Below are 19152 nucleotides of genomic sequence, written 5' to 3' on the forward strand. Positions count from 1 at the left end.
CGGGCCCGCGCGCTCTCCCAATCACTTCGGATAAAGCGGTGGCAAGCCCCCTGGCTCCCCAGACGGCAGTAACACGTGTTCTGCCGGTGGAATCGTCCCTATCGCCCGCCACAGATCCTCTCCCTGCCAATATTGGCCGCTCTCGCTATACAACGCCCCGTTCAAACCATCCAAAGCATCCGACAGCGGCACGAACCGCGCCGCCATCTCCGCCAGGGTCTCTGGCTGTTGCCGCGCCCAGGCATCGAGCGCCTGGCGGGTGGCCTGTGGGTCGTTGGCCTGGCAGGCGCGTTTGAGGTCGTCCAGCAGGGTGCGTGGGCTGGGGCCAGTCTGGGCGGCGCGCAGCACGGCCGGTTGCGAGCGGGCGCGCCACCACAGGGTGAAGCCCAGTAGCGTGGTGAGGGCGAACACCAGGGTGGCGAGCTGCCAGGGCCAGAGCAGGCTGCTGCCCGTGCTGGCATCACCGACCGGGCTCTCGGCGCTCAGAGCCGGGTTGTCCTGCACGTTCAGGGTGCGCGCAGGCAAGCTGGAATGCTCCAGGTGGTCTTCGCGGGTGTTCCACCAGGTGACTTCCAGTGCCGGCAGCGCCAGCTCGCCACTGTGGGTCGGCACCAGTGCTTCGCGCTCCTCGCGGTTGGCGGTCATGCCGCGCTCGCTGATTTCGTTGCGCAGCAACGGTTGGTCCGGATAGCGGCGCAGGCCGACGATTTCGGTGGCCGGCAATTGCGGCAGTTGGGTGCTGGACAGCCCCTCGGCGCGCAGGGTGATGCTGCGGGTCAGGGAGTCGCCTATCTGGGTTGGCTGTGTGCCGGGGTCGGGGTTCCAGTGTTCTTCGAGGGCCAGGCTACGGGCTGGCAGCCACGGTTCGGCTGCGGGCCAGGCGGCGGGGATAGGGCGAACGTTCAGGCGCAGCGGCAGTGAACTGACCTGTACCTGGCGGCCTGTACGTGCGCTGCCCGCAGGCGGCTGCGCATTATCGGCAGCAGTGGCGGTGAACGTGAGGGGCGCGATGTCCAGGCTGCCGCTCTGCTGCGGATAGAGTGCGTAGCGTGTCTCGATCACCCCGTGGCGTACGCCGTTGATGTCCTTCTCATAGGTACGCGAGTCCCCCAGCGGTTCGACTTTGGCGTTTTCCAGGCGCAGCGGGCTAAGGCTGCTGTCGTCGTACAGCGACACCGAATGGTAGATGCGCAAGGTCAGCACGGCCTGCGCCTGGACATAGACATCACTGGTGTCCAGGGTAGCCTCGATGAACACCTGGGACGCGCTGTCCGGGCGGTCGGCATCCGCTTGCACCACCTGCAGGTCGATGGCCTGGCTGCGCGATTGCCCCAGTTGCAGCTCAGGGATACGCAAGCTGCCGCTGCGCCGCGGCAGCAGGGTAATGATCCAGCGAGTGCTGGCCCGGGTCTCGCCATCGAGGGTGTGCAGGCTGTTCAGCTGACGCGTGCCGCGTACTTCGAAGTCGCCGTCCAGGGCGCGCAGGTCGGGCTTGCCGAACTGGGTCACGTCCTGGCTTTCGAGGGTCAGCTCCAAGGTTTCACCGGCCTCCAGGCGGGTGCGGTCGACACTGGCCTGCAGGGTCGGTTCGGCCTGGGCGAGCACGGCCCATATCAGGCTGAGGAGAAAGACGCCAAGGCGACTCATCGTTGGGATTCCTGATGCAATTGCTGTTCGTACCAGAATTTTCGTCGCAGCAGCTGCGCCGGGTTGTCGGGGATCTCCCGCAGCCATTGTTCCAGGGCTTGGCGTTGTTCGGCATCGAGGCTGGTCGATACCGGCCGCTTGGGCGGCTGGGTGATGCTGTCATCGTCGCCCACCTGGTTACCGGGTGCGGCCTGATTGTTGCCACTGCCTTCAACGGGTTGATCGGTGTTTGTCTGTTCTTCGCTGCCCGGCGAACCCTGGGCGGGGCTGCTCGCCGAGCTGCTGTTGCCCTCGGTCTCGCTGCCCGGCGTGCCTTGGGCATCGTCTTGGGCCGGTTGTTCCTCGGCCTGGCCTTGACGCTGCTGTAACAGTTGCTGGACCAGGGCCTGGTTGTCCAGCGCCGGCTTCAGGTCGGGTTGATGCTCCAGGGCCTGCTCGTAAGCATCCAGGGCGGCTTCCAGCTCACCGCTGCGGGCCAGGGCGTTGCCTCGATTGTAGTGGGCAGCGGCGGTATTGGCTTGGCCGAAGGCGGTGGCGGCAGCGGCATAGTCACCGGCCTGGTACAGCGCCATGCCGCGCCATTGCGGGTCCTGGAAGTGCCGCGCGGCTTCCGCCGGGCGGTTTTGTTCAAGCAGGCGCTGGCCTTGCTGATCGGGGCGCAACCACAGGTCATTGAACTCGAACGCCTGGCTCGGCTGCGGCAGGGCCAGTAGCAGCGGCAGGCAGAACAGCCAGCCGCGCCGACCCGCGCAGGCGGCCAGCAGCAACAGGGGTATCAACAGCCAGTAGCCTTGGTCGGCCCAGCTGTCGAGCTGCAGGTTCTGGCCGTCATTGCGCAGGATGCGCGGGTTGTCGTACAGGCCCAGGCCACGCAGGTCGAGGTCGTCGATCCGGGCATGACGGTAGCGTCCTCCGGTGCCATTGATGAACGCCCTGAGCCCGCCGCTGTCCAGGCGCGGTACCAGAATGCCGCCTTGCTCGTCCTTGAGAAACTCGCCGTTGGCCTGGCGGACCGGCGCCCCTTCGCGGGTACCGATGCCGAGCATCAACAGGCTCGGGCCCTGGCGGCCAAGCGCCTGGACAATGCCCTGGCGTTCCGGGTCGCTCAATGCCGAACCGATCAGCAACAGGCGGCCCTGGCCCAGGCCGCTTTGCGCCAGCAGGGCCAGGCCCTTCTGCACGGCCAGGTCGGCGCGCTGGCCGGGCTGCGGCATGATCGATGGGTCGATGGCCTCGAGCAGGTTGCGCGTGGTGCTCAGGTCGTCGGACAGCGGCACCAAGGTGTGCGCGCTGCCGGCGTAGACGATCAACGCCGTCTGGCTGTCGCGACGGTGTTCGAGCAGGTCAAGGACCTTGCGCCGCGCCTGCTGCAGCCGGTTGGGCGGCGTGTCCTGGGCAAGCATCTGCGGGGTCAGTTCCAGCAGGATCACCAGCGGGTCGGCCGGGCGTTGGCGGGTTTCTTCCAGGCGCTGCCAGCTCGGCCCGAGCAGCGCCAGTACCGTCAGTAACCAGGCAAGGCCCAGTGCGACCCAGGGCATTTTGCTGTGGCTGCCGCTGCCGCCACCGAGCAGCACCGGGTGGAAGGCCGGCGGCAGGATCATCTGCCAGCGCCCGGCGCGCCTGCGCCGGTGCCAGAGCTTGAACACCAGCCAGGCGAGCAGCGGTACCACCAGCAGCCAGAGTGGGCGCAACCAGTGCGGCCAGAGGTCGATCATCGCCGCCTCCTCAGGCGCAGCCTTTTGAGGCGCTCACGCCATTGCGGGTGGGGCTGCAGGAAGCGGGGCCGGCGCAGCGCACGCTGCAGCAGGTTGTCTGGCCATTGCACCGCCACCACCAGCAGCACGCTGAGCAGCAAGGCCAGGGCCAGTGGCCAGGCATACAAAGCGGTTGCCGTGCGGGCCTGGGTTGGCTGTTGGGCGACCGGTTCCAGCTGGTCGAGGGTATCGCCGATCGCATCCAGTTCGGCGCCGTCGTGGGCACGGAAGTAGGCGCCATGGGTCAGGTCGGCGATTTCCTTCAGTGAGGCCTCGTCCAGGTCCAGGCTGGGGTTGAGGCCGAGCAGGCCCGGCGTACCGCTGGCCTCAGGGTTGGCGCCGATGCCGATGGTGTAGATGCGCACGTCTTCCTGGGCGGCCAGGCGGGCAGCGGTCAACGGATGGATCCGCCCGCCGTTGTTGGCACCGTCGGTGATCAGTACCAGCACCCGGCTCTGCGCCGGCCGCTCGCGCAAGCGCTTGACCGCCAGGCCGATGGCGTCGCCGATGGCGGTGTTCTTGCCGGCGATGCCAATCTGCGCTTCGTCGAGGAAGGTGCGTACGGTACGCCGGTCGAAGGTCAGGGGTGCCTGCAGGTACGCCTGGCTGCCGAACAGGATCAGGCCGACGCGGTCGCCTTCGCGGTTTTGCAGGAAATCGCCCATCAGCGCCTTGACCAAGTCGAGGCGGCTGACCTCTTCGCCCTGCCACTGCATATCGGGGAAATCCATGGAGCCGGACACATCCACCGCCACCAGCAGGTCCCGGCCGCTGGCGGCCACCGGTAGCGGCTCGCCCAGCCACTGCGGACGGGCAGCGGCGAGCAGCAGCAACAGCCAGATCAGCGCGAACGGTGCCTGCTGACGCAAGGTCGGCAGGTTCAGCCGTGCCCGACGCCCGGCCAGGCTTTCGAGTTCGTTGAGAAAGCCTACCTTGAGCACCGGTTCGCCGCTGTCGGCGGCAGGCAGCAGCAGGCGTGCAAGCCACGGCAGCGGCAGCAGCAGGAACATCCACGGCCAGGCCAGTTCAAACATGTTTGCGGATCCAGGTTTCGACGGCCTGACTGAGCCCGGCAATGGCCTTGTCGTCAAGCTTGCATTCCGGCTTGTACGCGCCTTCGACCAGCACCATCCAGCGGGTCAGGCCGGCAGCGGGGCAGCGGTTGTCGAGGAACGCCAGCCACTGGCGGCCATTGAGGGTATGGCTGTTGGCGCCAGGGTAGTGGTTGCGGCACAGGCGCTTGAGCAAGGCGTTGATCTGTTGCAGCCAGGCCCCGGCCGGCGCGCCGTCGTAGGGGCGCGGCAGCAGGGCCAGCTCGGCCAGGGCTTCCAGGCGTACCGGGTCCAGCGGTTGCTCGGCACGCACTATCCTGCGCTTGCCGGGGCGCCAGCGGCGCAGCCGCCACAGGCCCCAGGCCAGGAAGGGGAGGACGCCGAGCAGCAGCCACCAGCCAGGTGCCGGTGGCCACAGGCCGATCGCTGAAGGGGGTATCAGCGGTTGCAACTGGTCCAGAGGGTTCATTGGGCGCTGCTCTTCATGAACCGCTCCGTGGGCGCTGTGCATTCAGGTATTCGCGCAGTTGCTCGATCATTTCGCTCTGGGTGCTCAGGGGCATCAGCAGCACGCGCAGCTTCTGGGCCATCAGCTCCCAGCGTTCTATGCGTGCTTCGGCCTGCTGACGGTAGGCCTGGCGCAGGTTGGTGTCCAGGGTGTCGAGCTCCAGGTGCGCGCCGCGCTGGGAGAAACGCAGCAGGCCTGCTGCAGGCAGGGCATGGTCGAGGGGGTCGGACACTGGCATCAGCAGCAGGTCACAATGGCGCGAGAGCATCGCCAGGTGCTGTTCAGCCTGGGGGCTGAGTGAACGCTCGTCGCAAATGACGATGGCCAGGCTGCCTGGGCGCAGTACTTCACGCGCGCGGCGCAGCGCCAGGCCCAGGCTGTCGGCGTGGGGCGCGGCTTCGGTGTGCAGCGCCTGATTGACCTTCGCCATACGGTTGAGCAGCTGCAGCAGGCTCTGCTTGCTGCGCCGCGGCTTGATTTCGTGGTGCTCATCGTCGCCGAACACCAGCCCGCCGATGCGGTCGTTGTGGCCCAGCGCCGCCCATCCGAACAGCGCCGCGGCCTGGGCCGCAAGCACTGACTTGAACATCAGCCCCGAGCCGAAGAACAGGCGCTGGCTTTGCTCGACGAGGATGAAGATCGGCCGCTCGCGCTCTTCATGGAACAGCTTGGTATGCGGCTCTTGGGTGCGTGCGGTGACCCGCCAGTCGATGTTGCGTACGTCGTCACCGGCCTGATAGACACGCACCTGGTCGAAGTCCACGCCGCGCCCGCGCAGCTTGGAGTGGTGCAAGCCTACCAGCGGGCTGCGCTGGCCAGGGCGGGAGAACAACTGGATTTCGCGCACGCGGTGGCGCATGTCGATCAGCTCGGCGAGGCCGATGCGGATGCCGGGTTCGGCCTGCTGAGCGGTGGGCATGGGGTCAGGCAACGGCGACGACGTCAAGGATGCGCTGGACCACGCGATCCTGGTCGACCCCGGCCGCTTCGGCTTCAAAGGACAGGATGATGCGATGGCGCAGCACGTCGAACAGTACGGCCTGGATATCCTCGGGGCTGACGAAGTCGCGCCCGGCCAGCCAGGCATGCGCCCGTGCACAACGATCCAGGGCGATGGAGCCGCGCGGGCTGGCGCCATAGGCGATCCAGTCGGCCAGCTCGGTATCGAACTTGGCCGGTGTGCGCGTGGCCATCACCAGTTGCACCAGGTATTCCTCCACCGCGTCGGCCATGTACAGGCCGAGGATTTCCTTGCGTGCGGCAAAGATGGCCTGCTGGCTGACACGCCGTTCAGGTTTGACTTCGCCTCCCAGCGCTTCACCGCGGGCCTGGGCAAGAATGCGTCGCTCCACCGCCGCATCGGGGAAACCGATCTTCACGTGCATCAGAAAACGGTCGAGCTGGGCCTCCGGCAGCGGGTAGGTGCCTTCCTGCTCGATCGGGTTCTGCGTGGCCATGACCAGAAACAGCGGCGACAGGTCGTACGTACTGCGCCCGACACTGACCTGGCGTTCGGCCATTGCCTCGAGCAACGCCGACTGCACCTTGGCGGGTGCCCGGTTGATTTCGTCGGCCAGCACCAGGTTGTGGAAGATCGGCCCCTGCTGGAAGACGAAACTGCCGGTTTCCGGGCGATAGATTTCAGTGCCCGTGATGTCGGCCGGGAGCAGGTCGGGCGTGAACTGGATGCGATGGAACTGCGCTTCGACACCTTCGGCCAGCTCTTTGATGGCCTTGGTCTTGGCCAGGCCCGGGGCGCCCTCGACCAGCATGTGGCCGTCGGCCAGCAGCACGATCAACAGCCGCTCGACCAGTTTTTCCTGGCCTAGGATCTGGGAGGAAAGAAAGGTGCGTAGCGCGATCAGCGCTTCACGGTGTTCCATCGGCGGCGGTTCCTGGGATTGGGCCAGGGCGGGCGCGTAGCGCGACGGACCTGGCAGGGGTGGATACTTTAATCTATCCGGGGGGTGGCGACCAATTACGCCCCGGTTTTTTATGCGCATCGAAAGGTTGCACTATCCGCATGCCTTTGCGGTGTTCTCCGATTTCCGCTGGCGGTGATCTGGCGCTTGCTTGTGCTCTTCGAATCATGAAGGAGCATGATGATGAGCAAGCAGTCCGCTGTGCCTGCCCCGGTTACCGTGCGGGTGGGCGTTTTTTTCGACGGCACCGGCAACAATCAGGGCAATGCTGCACCCTTGGCCGCCACCGGCCACGGCTGCGCAGGGGGCAGTTACGCCAATGCGCGCAGTAACATTGCCTTGCTGCACGCGCTTTATCCCTGCGGGCCCGTACAAGGGCAGGTCCATTTCAACGTGTATGTGGAAGGGATCGGTACAACGCACGGTGCCCCTGACTCGCCCTTCGCCCAGGCGACGGGGCGCGGAAGCGCGGGGGTGGCGGCGCGGGTAGAGCAGGCGCTGGCAGAGGTTGGCAGGCAGCTGCGCGATTATCGGGCTGAGCATCCCCAGGTTGTACCCAACTGCATCGAATTCGACCTGTTCGGTTTCAGCCGCGGTGCGGCGGCGGCCAGGCACCTGGCCAATCGCCTGGGCACGGATGAGACGGGCCTGCCGGCTGAGCTGCACGGGCCGAGGGCGATCAACTTCATTGGCCTGTTCGATACCGTGGCGGCAATCGTTGCACCCTTGCAAGGCAGCTTCGGCCCAGCCAGCGATCGCCACGGCGGCTTGCGCCTCGGGCTGGACACGCGTGTCGCCCGGCAGGTCGTGCAACTGGTGGCAGGGGATGAGCAGCGCCACAACTTCCCGCTGGTGCGTAGCGACAACGACATTGTCGTGCCGGGGGTGCACTCGAATATCGGTGGCGGCTATGTGGAGCGCATGCGTGAGCAGGTACTTTTGTGCAAACCGCATTCGAGCCGGGTCGCGCGCACGACACCGGCCCACTGCACGCGCGCCCATGCGGCCGTCACTGGGCTGCTGAGCTCAACGTTTGCAAGCCTGGTCGATCCGCGGCCCCGGCTGCTCAGTTGGGAGGTGCCGGTCGAAGGCAGCCGAGCCAGGCGCGATACCCCGGAAAAGCAGGTGTACGCCGCTGTGTACCGAGAACGTGAAGTCAGTGGCCATCTTTCACGTGTCTACCTTAGCATCATGCGTGAACTGGCCGTGCGCGGTGGGGTAGCGTTCGCCCCTCTGGGCGGTGACGATGCGCATCGCCTGCCGGCAGAATTGCTGCCTGTCAGCCGCAAGCTGCATGAGTTTGCCCTCGGTCAATGTGCGCAATTGCACCTGACGCCCCAGGAGCGAGCGTTGTTGCAGGCGAAATACGTGCACACATCGGCGCACTGGAACGCCGTGAAAGGGCTGGATAACAGTTCGCTGGACGCATTGTTCATCGACCGGCCGGGCAAGGCGGGCAGGGTGCTGCACAGGAACCCGGTGGGTTGACGTACCTGCCGGCCATTTCAAGGGCAGGTCTCAAGCGGGCTTGAATGCGCCGACACGCCCACCGGGCGGTCGACGCGCCCATCGTCTATCGAAGCTCGCTGACGAAGGTCCCTGTGCCATCCAGAATAGTGCGCAAGGTCAGCTCGACCTCTTCCAGGTCCGTCCCCGCCGACGTCAGCACGATCTCCAGTGTTTCGTCACCCTTCAACGCATCCCGATCCCCAGCCGCCACTTCGATCAGCAGGCGCTGGGCGCTCAAGGTCACTTTCAGGCCATCGAGGGTCGACGGCTCATCGTCCAGGGTCAGGTCCACGGTGTCCTCGTCCGGGTAGCGGGTGAGCAGGAACATCTGCCCTTTGTCGCTATGGCAGCACAAGGTCGCCATGTTGTCTTCCTCGTCATCGCAAGGGGTGGCGAACAGCAGGGCGGTGTGGATTTGCATGTGGGCGGCTCGGGTCAATGGAAACGAAAGTGAATTCTGACAGCCTTGGGGGTATCGATAAACGTAAAGTTTCCCCCCCTTGACCGAAATTGTCGCAGCGCTGCAAGCGGTGATGACCGATCAGTCGTTAAGCTTCCGCGAGCCCTGAACTTTACCGTCCGGCTTGCCACGGGTTGGCTATCGTTGATCCGTGATCGTCGGACGTACGCGACGCTTCAACTATTACAAAGCCCAAGCGGAGTACCACAGATGGCGTTCTTCACCGCAGCCAGCAAAGCCGACTTCCAGCACCAACTGCAAGCGGCCCTGGCGCAGCACATCAGCGAGCAGTCCCTGCCACAAGTGGCGCTGTTCGCCGAGCAGTTCTTCGGCATCATTTCCATGGACGAACTCACCCAGCGCAGGCTGTCGGACCTCGCCGGCTGTACCCTTTCCGCCTGGCGCATCATCGAGCGCTTCGACCCCGAGCATCCAGTGGTGCGGGTGTACAACCCCGATTACGAGCGCAATGGCTGGCAGTCGACCCACACCGTGGTCGAGGTGCTGCACCATGACCTGCCGTTCTTGGTCGATTCGGTGCGGACCGAGCTCAACCGCCGCGGCTACAGCATCCATACCCTGCAGACCACCGTGCTGAGCGTGCGTCGTGACGCCAAGGGCAACCTGCTCGAACTGCTGCCCAAGGGCACCCAGGGCGAGGGTGTGTGCCATGAGTCGCTGATGTACCTGGAGATCGACCGTTGCGCCAACGCTGCCGAATTGACGGTGCTCACCCGCGAAATCGAGCAGGTGCTGGCCGAGGTGCGGGTGGCGGTGGCCGATTTCGAACCGATGAAAGCCAAGCTGCAGGAAGTCATGGAACTGGTGGAGCGAACCGCTTTCGCGCCGGTTCACCATGAAAAGGATGAGGTCAAGGCCTTCCTCGAGTGGCTGTTGGACAACCACTTCACCTTCCTCGGTTATGAAGAATTCACCGTGCAGGCCGACAGCGCCGGCGGCCAGATGGTCTACGACGAGCAGTCGTTCCTTGGCTTGCCGCGCCGCCTGCGTGTGGGCCTGACGCCAGAAGAGCTGCGGATCGAAGACTACGCGGTGGCGTACCTGGCCGAACCGCTGCTGTTGTCGTTCGCCAAGGCCGCACTGCCCAGCCGCGTCCACCGCCCGGCCTACCCGGATTACGTCTCGATCCGCCAGCTGGACGCCGATGGCAAGGTGGTCAAGGAACACCGCTTCATGGGCCTTTACACCTCCTCGGTGTACGGCGAGAGCGTGCACGCCATTCCTTACATCCGGGTCAAGGTCGCCGAGGTCGAGCGCCGCTCCGGCTTCGACGCCAAGGCCCACCTGGGCAAGGAACTGGCGCAGGTGCTCGAAGTGCTGCCACGCGACGACCTGTTCCAGACCCCGATCGACGAGCTGTTCAGCACGGTCATGTCGATCGTGCAGATCCAGGAGCGCAACAAGATCCGTGTGTTCCTGCGCAAGGACCCGTACGGGCGCTTCTGCTATTGCCTGGCCTACGTGCCACGGGAAATCTATTCCACCGAAGTGCGGCAGAAGATCCAGCAGGTGCTGATGGAGCGCCTGAAGGCCAGCGACTGCGAGTTCTGGACGTTCTTCTCCGAATCGGTGCTGGCGCGCGTGCAGCTGATTTTGCGCGTCGACCCGAAGAACCGCATCGCCATCGACCCGCAGCAACTGGAAAACGAAGTGATCCAGGCCTGCCGCTCGTGGCATGACGACTATGCCGCGCTGGTGGTGGAGAACTTCGGTGAAGCCCAGGGCACCAACATCCTCGCCGATTTCCCCAAGGGCTTCCCGGCCGGCTACCGTGAGCGCTTCGCCGCCCATTCGGCGGTGGTCGACCTGCAACATGTGCTGGCACTGTCCGAAAGCAAGCCGCTGGCGATGAGCTTTTACCAGCCGCTGACGCGTCTGGGCGAACGCTTGCTGCACTGCAAGCTGTACCACGCGGACACGCCCTTGGCGTTGTCGGACGTGCTGCCGATTCTGGAAAACCTCGGCCTGCGCGTGCTGGGCGAGTTCCCCTACCGCTTGCGTCACGCCAGTGGTCGAGAGTACTGGATCCACGATTTCGCCTTCACGTACAGCGAAGGCTTGAGCCTGGACATCCAGCAACTCAACGACGTCCTGCAGGATGCGTTCATCCATATCGTCCAGGGCGATGCCGAGAATGACGCCTTCAACCGCCTGGTGCTCACCGCCGGCCTGCCATGGCGCGATGTGGCGCTGCTGCGCGCCTATGCTCGCTACCTCAAGCAGATCCGCCTGGGCTTCGACCTCGGCTACATCGCCAGCACCCTGAACAACCACACCGACATCGCCCGTGAGCTGACCCGGCTGTTCAAGACCCGCTTCTACCTGGCGCGCAAGCTCACGGCCGATGACCTGGACGACAAGCAGCAACGCCTGGAGCAAGCCATCCTCAGCGCCCTGGACGATGTCCAGGTGCTCAACGAGGACCGCATCCTGCGCCGCTACCTGGACCTGATCAAGGCCACCCTGCGCACCAACTTCTACCAGCCGGATGCCAACGGCCAGAGCAAGTCGTACTTCAGCTTCAAGTTCAACCCTAGGCTGATCCCCGAACTGCCCAAGCCGGTACCCAAGTTCGAGATATTCGTCTACTCGCCGCGGGTCGAGGGTGTGCACCTGCGCTTCGGCAACGTGGCACGCGGTGGCCTGCGCTGGTCGGACCGTGAAGAAGACTTCCGTACCGAGGTGCTTGGGCTGGTCAAGGCCCAGCAGGTCAAGAACTCGGTGATCGTGCCGGTCGGTGCCAAGGGCGGCTTCCTGCCACGGCGTTTGCCGCTGGGCGGCACGCGTGACGAAATCGCCGCCGAAGGCGTGGCCTGCTACCGCATTTTCATCTCGGGCCTGCTCGACATCACCGACAACCTCAAGGACGGCGGCGTGGTGCCGCCGGCCAACGTGGTGCGTCACGATGACGATGACCCGTACCTGGTGGTGGCGGCCGACAAGGGCACCGCAACCTTCTCCGACATCGCCAACGGCATCGCCATCGATTACGGCTTCTGGCTGGGCGATGCCTTCGCCTCGGGTGGCTCTGCCGGCTACGACCACAAGAAGATGGGCATTACCGCCCGTGGTGCCTGGGTGGGCGTGCAGCGCCACTTCCGCGAGCGCGGCATCAATGTGCAGCAGGACCCGATCACGGTGATCGGCGTCGGTGACATGGCCGGTGACGTGTTCGGCAACGGCCTGCTGATGTCCGACAAGCTGAAACTGGTCGCGGCGTTCAACCATCTGCACATCTTCATCGACCCGAACCCGGACCCGGCCAGCAGCTTCGCCGAGCGCCAGCGCCTGTTCGACCTGCCGCGTTCGGCCTGGACCGATTACGACACCAGCATCATGTCCGAAGGCGGCGGGATCTTCCCGCGCAGTGCCAAGAGCATCGCCATCACCGCGCAGATGAAGGAACGCTTCGCCATCGAGGCCGACCGCCTGACGCCGACCGAGCTGCTGCATGCATTGCTCAAGGCGCCGGTGGATCTGCTGTGGAACGGGGGTATCGGTACCTACGTCAAGGCCAGCAGCGAAAGCCACGCCGATGTTGGCGACAAGGCCAATGACGCGTTGCGGGTCAACGGCAATGAACTGCGCTGCAAGGTGGTGGGCGAGGGCGGCAACCTCGGCATGACCCAGCTTGGCCGTGTCGAGTTCGGCCTCAACGGCGGTGCCACCAATACCGACTTCATCGACAACGCCGGTGGCGTGGACTGCTCCGACCACGAGGTCAACATCAAGATCCTGCTCAACGAAGTGGTGCAGGGTGGCGACATGACCGAGAAACAGCGCAACCAGCTGTTGGGCAGCATGACCGATGAAGTGGGCGCGCTGGTGCTGGGCAACAACTACAAGCAGACCCAGGCGCTTTCGTTGGCGGCGCGTCGCGCCCGCGAGCGGATCGCCGAGTACAAGCGCTTGATGGCCGACCTCGAGAGCCGTGGCAAGCTGGACCGTGCGATCGAGTTCCTGCCAACCGAGGAGCAGTTGGCCGAGCGCCTGGCGGCAGGCCAGGGCCTGACCCGTGCCGAGCTTTCGGTGCTGATTTCCTACAGCAAGATCGACCTCAAGGAACAGTTGCTCAAGTCGCTGGTGCCTGACGACGACTACCTGACCCGCGACATGGAAACCGCTTTCCCGCCGTCGCTGGTCAGCAAGTTCGCCGAAGCCATGCGCCGCCATCGCCTGAAGCGCGAGATCGTCAGCACCCAGATCGCCAACGACCTGGTCAACAACATGGGCATCACCTTCGTCCAGCGGCTGAAAGAGTCGACTGGCATGAGCCCGGCCAATGTCGCCGGGGCCTATGTGATCGTGCGTGACATCTTCCATCTGCCGCACTGGTTCCGCCAGATCGAGGCGCTGGACTACCAGGTGCCGGCAGAAATCCAGCTTACCTTGATGGACGAGCTGATGCGCCTGGGCCGCCGCGCGACCCGCTGGTTCCTGCGCAGCCGGCGCAACGAGCAGGATGCCGGGCGCGACACCGCGCACTTCGGGCCGAAAATCGCCCAGCTGGGGCTCAAGCTCGACGAGCTGCTGGAGGGGCCGACCCGCGAACGCTGGATGGTCCGCTACCAGAGCTTCGTCGATGCCGGCGTCCCGGAATTGCTCGCACGCATGGTGGCGGGTACCAGCCACCTGTACACGTTGCTGCCGATCATCGAGGCGGCAGACGTGACCGGCCACGAGCCGGCCCAGGTGGCCAAGGCGTTCTTCGCCGTGGGCAGTGCGCTGGACTTGACCTGGTACTTGCAGGAAATCAGCAACCTGCCGGTCGAGAACAACTGGCAGGCTCTGGCCCGCGAGGCGTTCCGCGACGATATCGACCTGCAGCAACGGGCCATCACCATCTCGGTGCTGCAGATGGCCGATGCCCCGCAAGACATGGATGCCCGGGTGGCGCTGTGGGCCGAGCAGCATCGGGTCATGGTCGAGCGCTGGCGCGCCATGCTCGACGACCTGCGCAATGCGACGGGTACCGACTATGCGATGTATGCGGTGGCCAACCGCGAGCTGGTCGACCTGGCAATGAGCGGGCAGGCGGTGGCGGTGCCGTCCTGATCGGTCAGCTGGTCAGCTGAAATGAAAAAGCCCCGGCAGTGATGCCGGGGCTTTTCATTTGTCTGTGTCCCACCTGACGGATGCGCGCGGCCCCGGTAGGGCCGGGCGTCATTTGAAGCGGCGCTCCACGCCTTTTTCCACCAGGATTTTCGCCGAAATCTCCTCTACCGAGAAATGCGTGGAGTTGATGTTGGGGATGTTCTCCCGCCGGAACAGGCTCTCGACCTCGCGGACCTCGAACTCGCACTGGGCAAAACTCGAATAACGGCTGTTGGGCTTGCGTTCGTGGCGGATGGCGGTGAGGCGGTCGGGGTCGATGGTCAGGCCGAACAACTTGTTGTGATGTTTTTTGAGCACCGCCGGCAATTGCAGGCGCTCCATGTCGTCTTCGGTGAGCGGGTAGTTGGCCGCACGAATGCCGAACTGCATCGCCATGTACAGGCAGGTCGGGGTCTTGCCGCAACGCGACACGCCGACCAGGATCAGGTCGGCCTTGTCGTAGTAATGGGTGCGCGCGCCGTCGTCGTTGTCGAGGGCAAAATTCACCGCCTCGATGCGCTCCATGTAGTTGGAATTGCCGCCAATGGAGTGGGACTTGCCGACGGAATACGACGAATGGGCAGTCAATTCCTGCTCGAGCGGGGATAAAAACGTCGAAAAAATGTCGATCATGAAGCCGTTCGACGTCGCCAGGATCTCACGGATGTCCTGATTGACGATGGTGTCGAAGATGATCGGGCGCATGCCGTCGCGCTCGGCGGCGGTATTGATTTGCTGCACCATCGTACGTGCCTTGTCGGGCGTATCGATGTACGGACGCGTGAATTTGTTGAATGGAATGCTATCGAATTGCGCAAGCAGGCTTTGGCCCAGGGTTTCGGCAGTGATGCCGGTGCCATCGGAGATGAAGAACGCGGTTCTTTTCATTTGCGATCTGGGCCTTAAGCTGATGACGTTTCTTGGATATGATAAGTTCGGTTTGCCGAATGCGGCTGTCGGCATTCTCACTTATTTTCCAGGTACAGGCCACAAGCGTCCGGCCCAGTCAAAAGGCAGGCGGGCGCCCTTGAGCTTTTCCAACACAGTTAGTGGAGAGATCACCTTGGTAGAGTACGTAGTTTCCCTCGATAAGCTCGGCGTCCATGATGTGGAGCATGTGGGGGGCAAGAACGCATCCCTGGGCGAGATGATCAGTAACCTTGCCGGTGCCGGCGTGTCGGTGCCGGGCGGCTTTGCCACTACGGCTCAGGCGTACCGTGATTTTCTCGAGCAAAGCGGGCTGAACGACCGCATTCACGCCGCGCTCGACGCGCTGGATGTCGATGACATCAATGCCCTGACCAAGACCGGCGCGCAGATTCGCCAGTGGGTCATGGAAGCCGAATTCCCGCCACGGCTGGATTCGGAAATCCGTACGGCCTTCGCCGAAATGGCCGCCGGCAACGACAACATGGCCGTCGCCGTGCGTTCCTCTGCCACCGCTGAAGACCTGCCGGATGCCTCGTTTGCCGGCCAGCAGGAAACCTTCCTCAATATCCGTGGCGTCGATAACGTGATCCGCGCGGCCAAGGAAGTGTTCGCCTCGCTGTTCAACGACCGCGCCATCGCCTACCGCGTGCACCAGGGCTTCGATCACAAGCTGGTGGCACTGTCGGCCGGCGTGCAGCGCATGGTCCGCTCCGAAACCGGCACCGCCGGCGTGATGTTCACCCTCGACACCGAGTCGGGTTTCCGCGATGTGGTGTTCATCACCGGTGCCTACGGCCTGGGCGAAACCGTGGTGCAGGGTGCGGTCAACCCAGACGAGTTCTACGTACACAAGAACACCCTGCAGGCCGGCCGCCCGGCCATCCTGCGTCGCAACCTGGGCAGCAAGGCGATCAAGATGATCTACGGCGACGAGGCCAAGGCCGGTCGTTCGGTCAAGACCGTCGAAGTCGACCGCGCCGAGCGTGCGCGCTTCTGCCTGACCGATGCCGAGGTCAGTGAGCTGGCCAAGCAGGCCATGATCATCGAACAGCACTACCAGCGCCCGATGGATATCGAATGGGCCAAGGACGGTGACGACGGCAAGCTGTACATCGTGCAGGCCCGCCCTGAAACCGTGAAGAGCCGCGCCAGCGCCAACGTCATGGAACGTTACCTGCTCAAGGAAAAGGGCACCGTATTGGTCGAAGGTCGCGCCATCGGCCAGCGCATCGGCGCCGGCAAGGTCCGCGTGATCAAGGATGTGTCCGAGATGGACAAGGTGCAGCCGGGCGACGTGCTGGTCTCGGACATGACCGACCCGGACTGGGAACCGGTGATGAAACGCGCCAGCGCCATCGTCACCAACCGCGGTGGGCGTACCTGCCACGCGGCGATTATCGCCCGTGAGCTGGGTATTCCGGCAGTGGTAGGGTGTGGCAACGCCACCCAGCTGCTCAAGGATGGCCAGGGCGTGACCGTGTCCTGCGCCGAGGGCGATACCGGCTTCATCTTTGAAGGTGAGCTGGGCTTCGACGTCAAGCAGAACTCGGTCGATGCCATGCCCGACCTGCCATTCAAGATCATGATGAACGTCGGTAACCCCGACCGCGCCTTCGATTTCGCCCAGCTGCCCAACGCCGGTGTCGGCCTGGCGCGCCTGGAATTCATCATCAACCGCATGATTGGCGTGCACCCCAAGGCGCTGCTGAATTACGCGGGCCTGCCGCCGGAGCTCAAAGAGAGCGTCGACAAACGGATCGCCGGCTACAACGACCCTGTCGGCTTCTACGTCGAAAAGCTGGTCGAGGGCATCAGCACCCTGGCGGCCGCCTTCTACCCGAAAAAGGTCATCGTGCGCCTGTCGGACTTCAAGTCCAACGAGTATGCCAACCTGATCGGCGGCAAACTGTACGAGCCGGAAGAAGAAAACCCGATGCTGGGCTTCCGCGGTGCGTCGCGCTACATCAGCGAGTCGTTCCGTGACTGCTTCGAGCTCGAATGCCGTGCACTGAAGCGCGTGCGTAACGAGATGGGCCTGACCAACGTCGAGATCATGGTGCCGTTCGTGCGTACCCTGGGCGAAGCCAGCCAAGTGGTCGACCTGTTGGCCGAAAACGGCCTGGCCCGCGGCGACAACGGCCTGCGCGTGATCATGATGTGCGAACTGCCGTCCAATGCCATCCTCGCCGAAGAGTTCCTGGAGTACTTCGACGGCTTCTCGATCGGCTCCAACGACCTGACCCAGCTGACCCTGGGCCTGGACCGCGACTCGGGGATCATCGCCCACCTGTTCGACGAGCGAAATCCTGCGGTGAAGAAGCTGTTGGCCAATGCCATCCAGGCGTGCAACAAGGCCGGCAAGTACATCGGTATTTGTGGGCAGGGCCCGTCGGACCACCCGGACCTCGCCAAGTGGCTGATGGAACAAGGCATCGAAAGCGTATCGCTGAACCCGGACTCGGTACTCGAGACCTGGTTCTTCCTGGCCGAAGGCCAGGGCGCGGCCTGATGCAGTAAATGCGGGGGCACCTCTGGTGTGCTCCCGCCTGGTTTTTTCCAGGGCGAGTTCCAGCGATGGACCCCGCCCTTTTTTGTGCACCAAGCAAACCTTATGCAAAGCAGCAGTGTTCTATTTCCCGTGGCCTTGCTCAGTGCCGAGCGCCGCGGCGACCTCAGTGAAGACGTCTACCGGATCAAGGCCGGCAACAGCCCTGATCCGAGCGTGGAGCTGGCCTTGACCCGCCTGGGGCTAGCGGACCAGGAGGGCGCCCAAGGCGTGCCGGTGATTCTCCTGCACGGCAGTTTCTCCAATCGGCGCTTCTGGTATTCGCCCAAGGGCATTGGCCTGGGGGCTTACCTGGTGCGTGCGGGGTTCGATGTGTGGATCCCTGAAATGCGCGGCCACGGGCTGTCGCCGCGCAACCACGATTGGCGGCACAACCGGGTCGCTGACTATGCCCGCTATGATTTGCCGCTGATCGCAGCCTTCGTTGAGGAGCAGTCCGGCACAGCACCTCACTGGATTGGCCATTCGCTTGGCGGTACCACCTTGGCGGCAGCGCTTGGCGGTGGTTTCCTGCATGCCAGGCAGGTCGCCAGTGCCGCGTTTTTCGGCACGCAGATCAGCCGGGTGTACTGGCCGTTGAAGGTGCCGCCCGTGGCCTGGGGCGCCAAGCTGCTGCTCAAGCGTTGGGGGCAGATTTCCGGGCCGCGATTCAAGCGCGGTCCTGAGGACGAACCGATTGGGCTGGCGTTGGAAAGCATGCGTTGGCATGGCCTGTTTGGCCGCTTCGGTGACAAGGACAGTGACTGGTGGGCGGGGCTCGCGGAGGTGGATGTGCCGGTGCTGGCAGTGGCTGGCGCGGGAGACTTCCAAGACCCGGTGTGGGCTTGTCGCAAGCTGTTCGATCAGTTGGGTGGTGAGCGCAAGCAGTTCCTCAGGCTTGGCCGCGAGGAAGGCTTCGAGGCGTTCGGGCATGTCGACATGCTGGTGAGCAAGGCGGCGCAGGTGCAGGTGTGGCCATTGGTGGAGCGCTGGTTGCGCCAGCCGTTGCTGCCGGTGCACGAGGCGACCGTGATTGCCGAGCCTGTGCCGGTAGGCTGATTTTCTGCTGGTTGTCGTGGCCCGTGCGGGCCACGGCAGGCGAAATACAGATGACCGAGCAGTCCCGGATGACTGCAACAGCCTCCCCGGTGTAGCCTTGGCAGACACCCGCTTTCGTTGTGACTGACAGGAGCTTCCCATGCAGCATTACGTAACGCCCGACCTGTGCGACGCCTACCCCGACCTGGTCCAGGTGCTGGAACCGATGTTCAGCAACTTCGGTGGCCGCGATTCATTCGGTGGCCAGATCGTTACCATCAAGTGCTTCGAGGACAACTCGCGGGTCAAGGAGCAGGTCGAGCTCGACGGCAAGGGCAAGGTTCTGGTGGTCGATGGCGGCGGTTCGCTGCGCTGCGCGTTGCTCGGTGACATGCTTGCCGAAAAGGCTGCCAAAAACGGCTGGGAAGGCCTGGTGATCTATGGCTGCGTGCGTGACGTCGATGTGCTGATCCAGACCAGCGTCGGTGTGCAGGCGTTGGCCAGCCATCCGATGAAGACCGACAAGCGCGGCATCGGCGACCTCAATGTGGCCGTGACCTTCGCCGGCGTGACGTTCCGCCCTGGCGAGTATGTGTATGCCGACAACAATGGCGTGATCGTCTCGCCAAGCCCGCTGGAAATGCCGCAGTGATGCGCCGCACGCGCTGATGG

At 64.3% G+C, this 19152-nt stretch carries 13 protein-coding genes; 5 read left to right on the forward strand and 8 right to left on the reverse strand.

Annotation, left to right across the window (positions count from 1 at the left end; translation table 11 throughout):
• Positions 1-21: 21 nt before the first annotated feature.
• From ACIPZC_RS11635 to ACIPZC_RS11660, 6 genes are read right to left on the reverse strand one after another with little or no spacing between them, the layout of a single operon-like run.
• Positions 22-1647, reverse strand: a complete 1626-nt coding sequence (locus ACIPZC_RS11635) for a BatD family protein (RefSeq protein ID WP_400627018.1) — start codon at positions 1645-1647, stop codon at positions 22-24.
• A complete protein-coding gene (locus tag ACIPZC_RS11640) occupies positions 1644-3362 on the reverse strand; it encodes a tetratricopeptide repeat protein (RefSeq protein ID WP_400627020.1) in 1719 nt (572 codons plus the stop codon). Before ACIPZC_RS11640 ends, ACIPZC_RS11635 begins: the two co-directional genes overlap by 4 nt.
• Entirely contained in the window at positions 3359-4435 is a 1077-nt protein-coding gene (locus tag ACIPZC_RS11645) for a vWA domain-containing protein (RefSeq protein WP_400627022.1), read from the reverse strand. The genes ACIPZC_RS11640 and ACIPZC_RS11645 overlap by 4 nt, the downstream gene beginning before the upstream one ends.
• Complete coding sequence (locus ACIPZC_RS11650) at positions 4428-4922, reverse strand: DUF4381 domain-containing protein (RefSeq protein ID WP_241803099.1); 495 nt, start codon at positions 4920-4922, stop codon at positions 4428-4430. Before ACIPZC_RS11650 ends, ACIPZC_RS11645 begins: the two co-directional genes overlap by 8 nt.
• Positions 4923-4935: 13 nt before the next feature.
• On the reverse strand, positions 4936-5880 hold the full coding sequence (locus ACIPZC_RS11655) for a DUF58 domain-containing protein (protein ID WP_241803100.1): 945 nt from the start codon (positions 5878-5880) through the stop codon (positions 4936-4938).
• A gap of 4 nt (positions 5881-5884) precedes the next feature.
• Positions 5885-6844: a MoxR family ATPase gene (locus ACIPZC_RS11660; RefSeq protein ID WP_039601915.1), complete on the reverse strand. Its 960-nt coding sequence runs from the start codon at positions 6842-6844 to the stop codon at positions 5885-5887.
• A 219-nt stretch (positions 6845-7063) separates the two neighbouring features.
• Here ACIPZC_RS11660 and ACIPZC_RS11665 point away from each other — a divergent pair, with 219 nt between their 5' ends.
• On the forward strand, positions 7064-8371 hold the full coding sequence (locus ACIPZC_RS11665) for a DUF2235 domain-containing protein (protein WP_400627025.1): 1308 nt from the start codon (positions 7064-7066) through the stop codon (positions 8369-8371).
• Positions 8372-8456: 85 nt separating this feature from the next.
• Here ACIPZC_RS11665 and ACIPZC_RS11670 read toward each other — a convergent pair whose 3' ends face one another.
• The gene (locus ACIPZC_RS11670; protein WP_241803101.1) at positions 8457-8813 is read right to left on the reverse strand and encodes a hypothetical protein; all 357 of its coding nucleotides are present in this window, start codon (positions 8811-8813) and stop codon (positions 8457-8459) included.
• A 249-nt stretch (positions 8814-9062) separates the two neighbouring features.
• Here ACIPZC_RS11670 and ACIPZC_RS11675 point away from each other — a divergent pair, with 249 nt between their 5' ends.
• Entirely contained in the window at positions 9063-13928 is a 4866-nt protein-coding gene (locus ACIPZC_RS11675; protein WP_400627027.1) for an NAD-glutamate dehydrogenase, read from the forward strand.
• 108 nt (positions 13929-14036) lie between these two features.
• On the opposite strand, the gene ACIPZC_RS11680 is transcribed toward ACIPZC_RS11675, so the two are convergent.
• A complete protein-coding gene (locus ACIPZC_RS11680; protein ID WP_241803103.1) occupies positions 14037-14855 on the reverse strand; it encodes a pyruvate, water dikinase regulatory protein in 819 nt (272 codons plus the stop codon).
• Between the two features lie 175 nt (positions 14856-15030).
• On the opposite strand from ACIPZC_RS11680, the gene ppsA reads away from it, so the two are divergent.
• From ppsA to rraA, 3 genes are all read left to right on the forward strand, one after another.
• Positions 15031-17406 (forward strand): phosphoenolpyruvate synthase, encoded by a 2376-nt coding sequence (ppsA, locus tag ACIPZC_RS11685; RefSeq protein ID WP_267822195.1) that lies wholly within the window; start codon positions 15031-15033, stop codon positions 17404-17406.
• Between the two features lie 102 nt (positions 17407-17508).
• Positions 17509-18501 (forward strand): alpha/beta fold hydrolase, encoded by a 993-nt coding sequence (locus ACIPZC_RS11690; RefSeq protein WP_400627030.1) that lies wholly within the window; start codon positions 17509-17511, stop codon positions 18499-18501.
• Positions 18502-18640: 139 nt separating this feature from the next.
• Positions 18641-19132, forward strand: a complete 492-nt coding sequence (rraA, locus tag ACIPZC_RS11695; RefSeq protein ID WP_012313510.1) for a ribonuclease E activity regulator RraA — start codon at positions 18641-18643, stop codon at positions 19130-19132.
• The last annotated feature ends 20 nt before the right edge of the window (positions 19133-19152 follow it).

Source organism: Pseudomonas sp. NPDC089743 (assembly GCF_044748785.1).
In the GTDB taxonomy this organism is placed as follows: Bacteria; Pseudomonadota; Gammaproteobacteria; order Pseudomonadales; family Pseudomonadaceae; genus Aquipseudomonas; species Aquipseudomonas putida_X.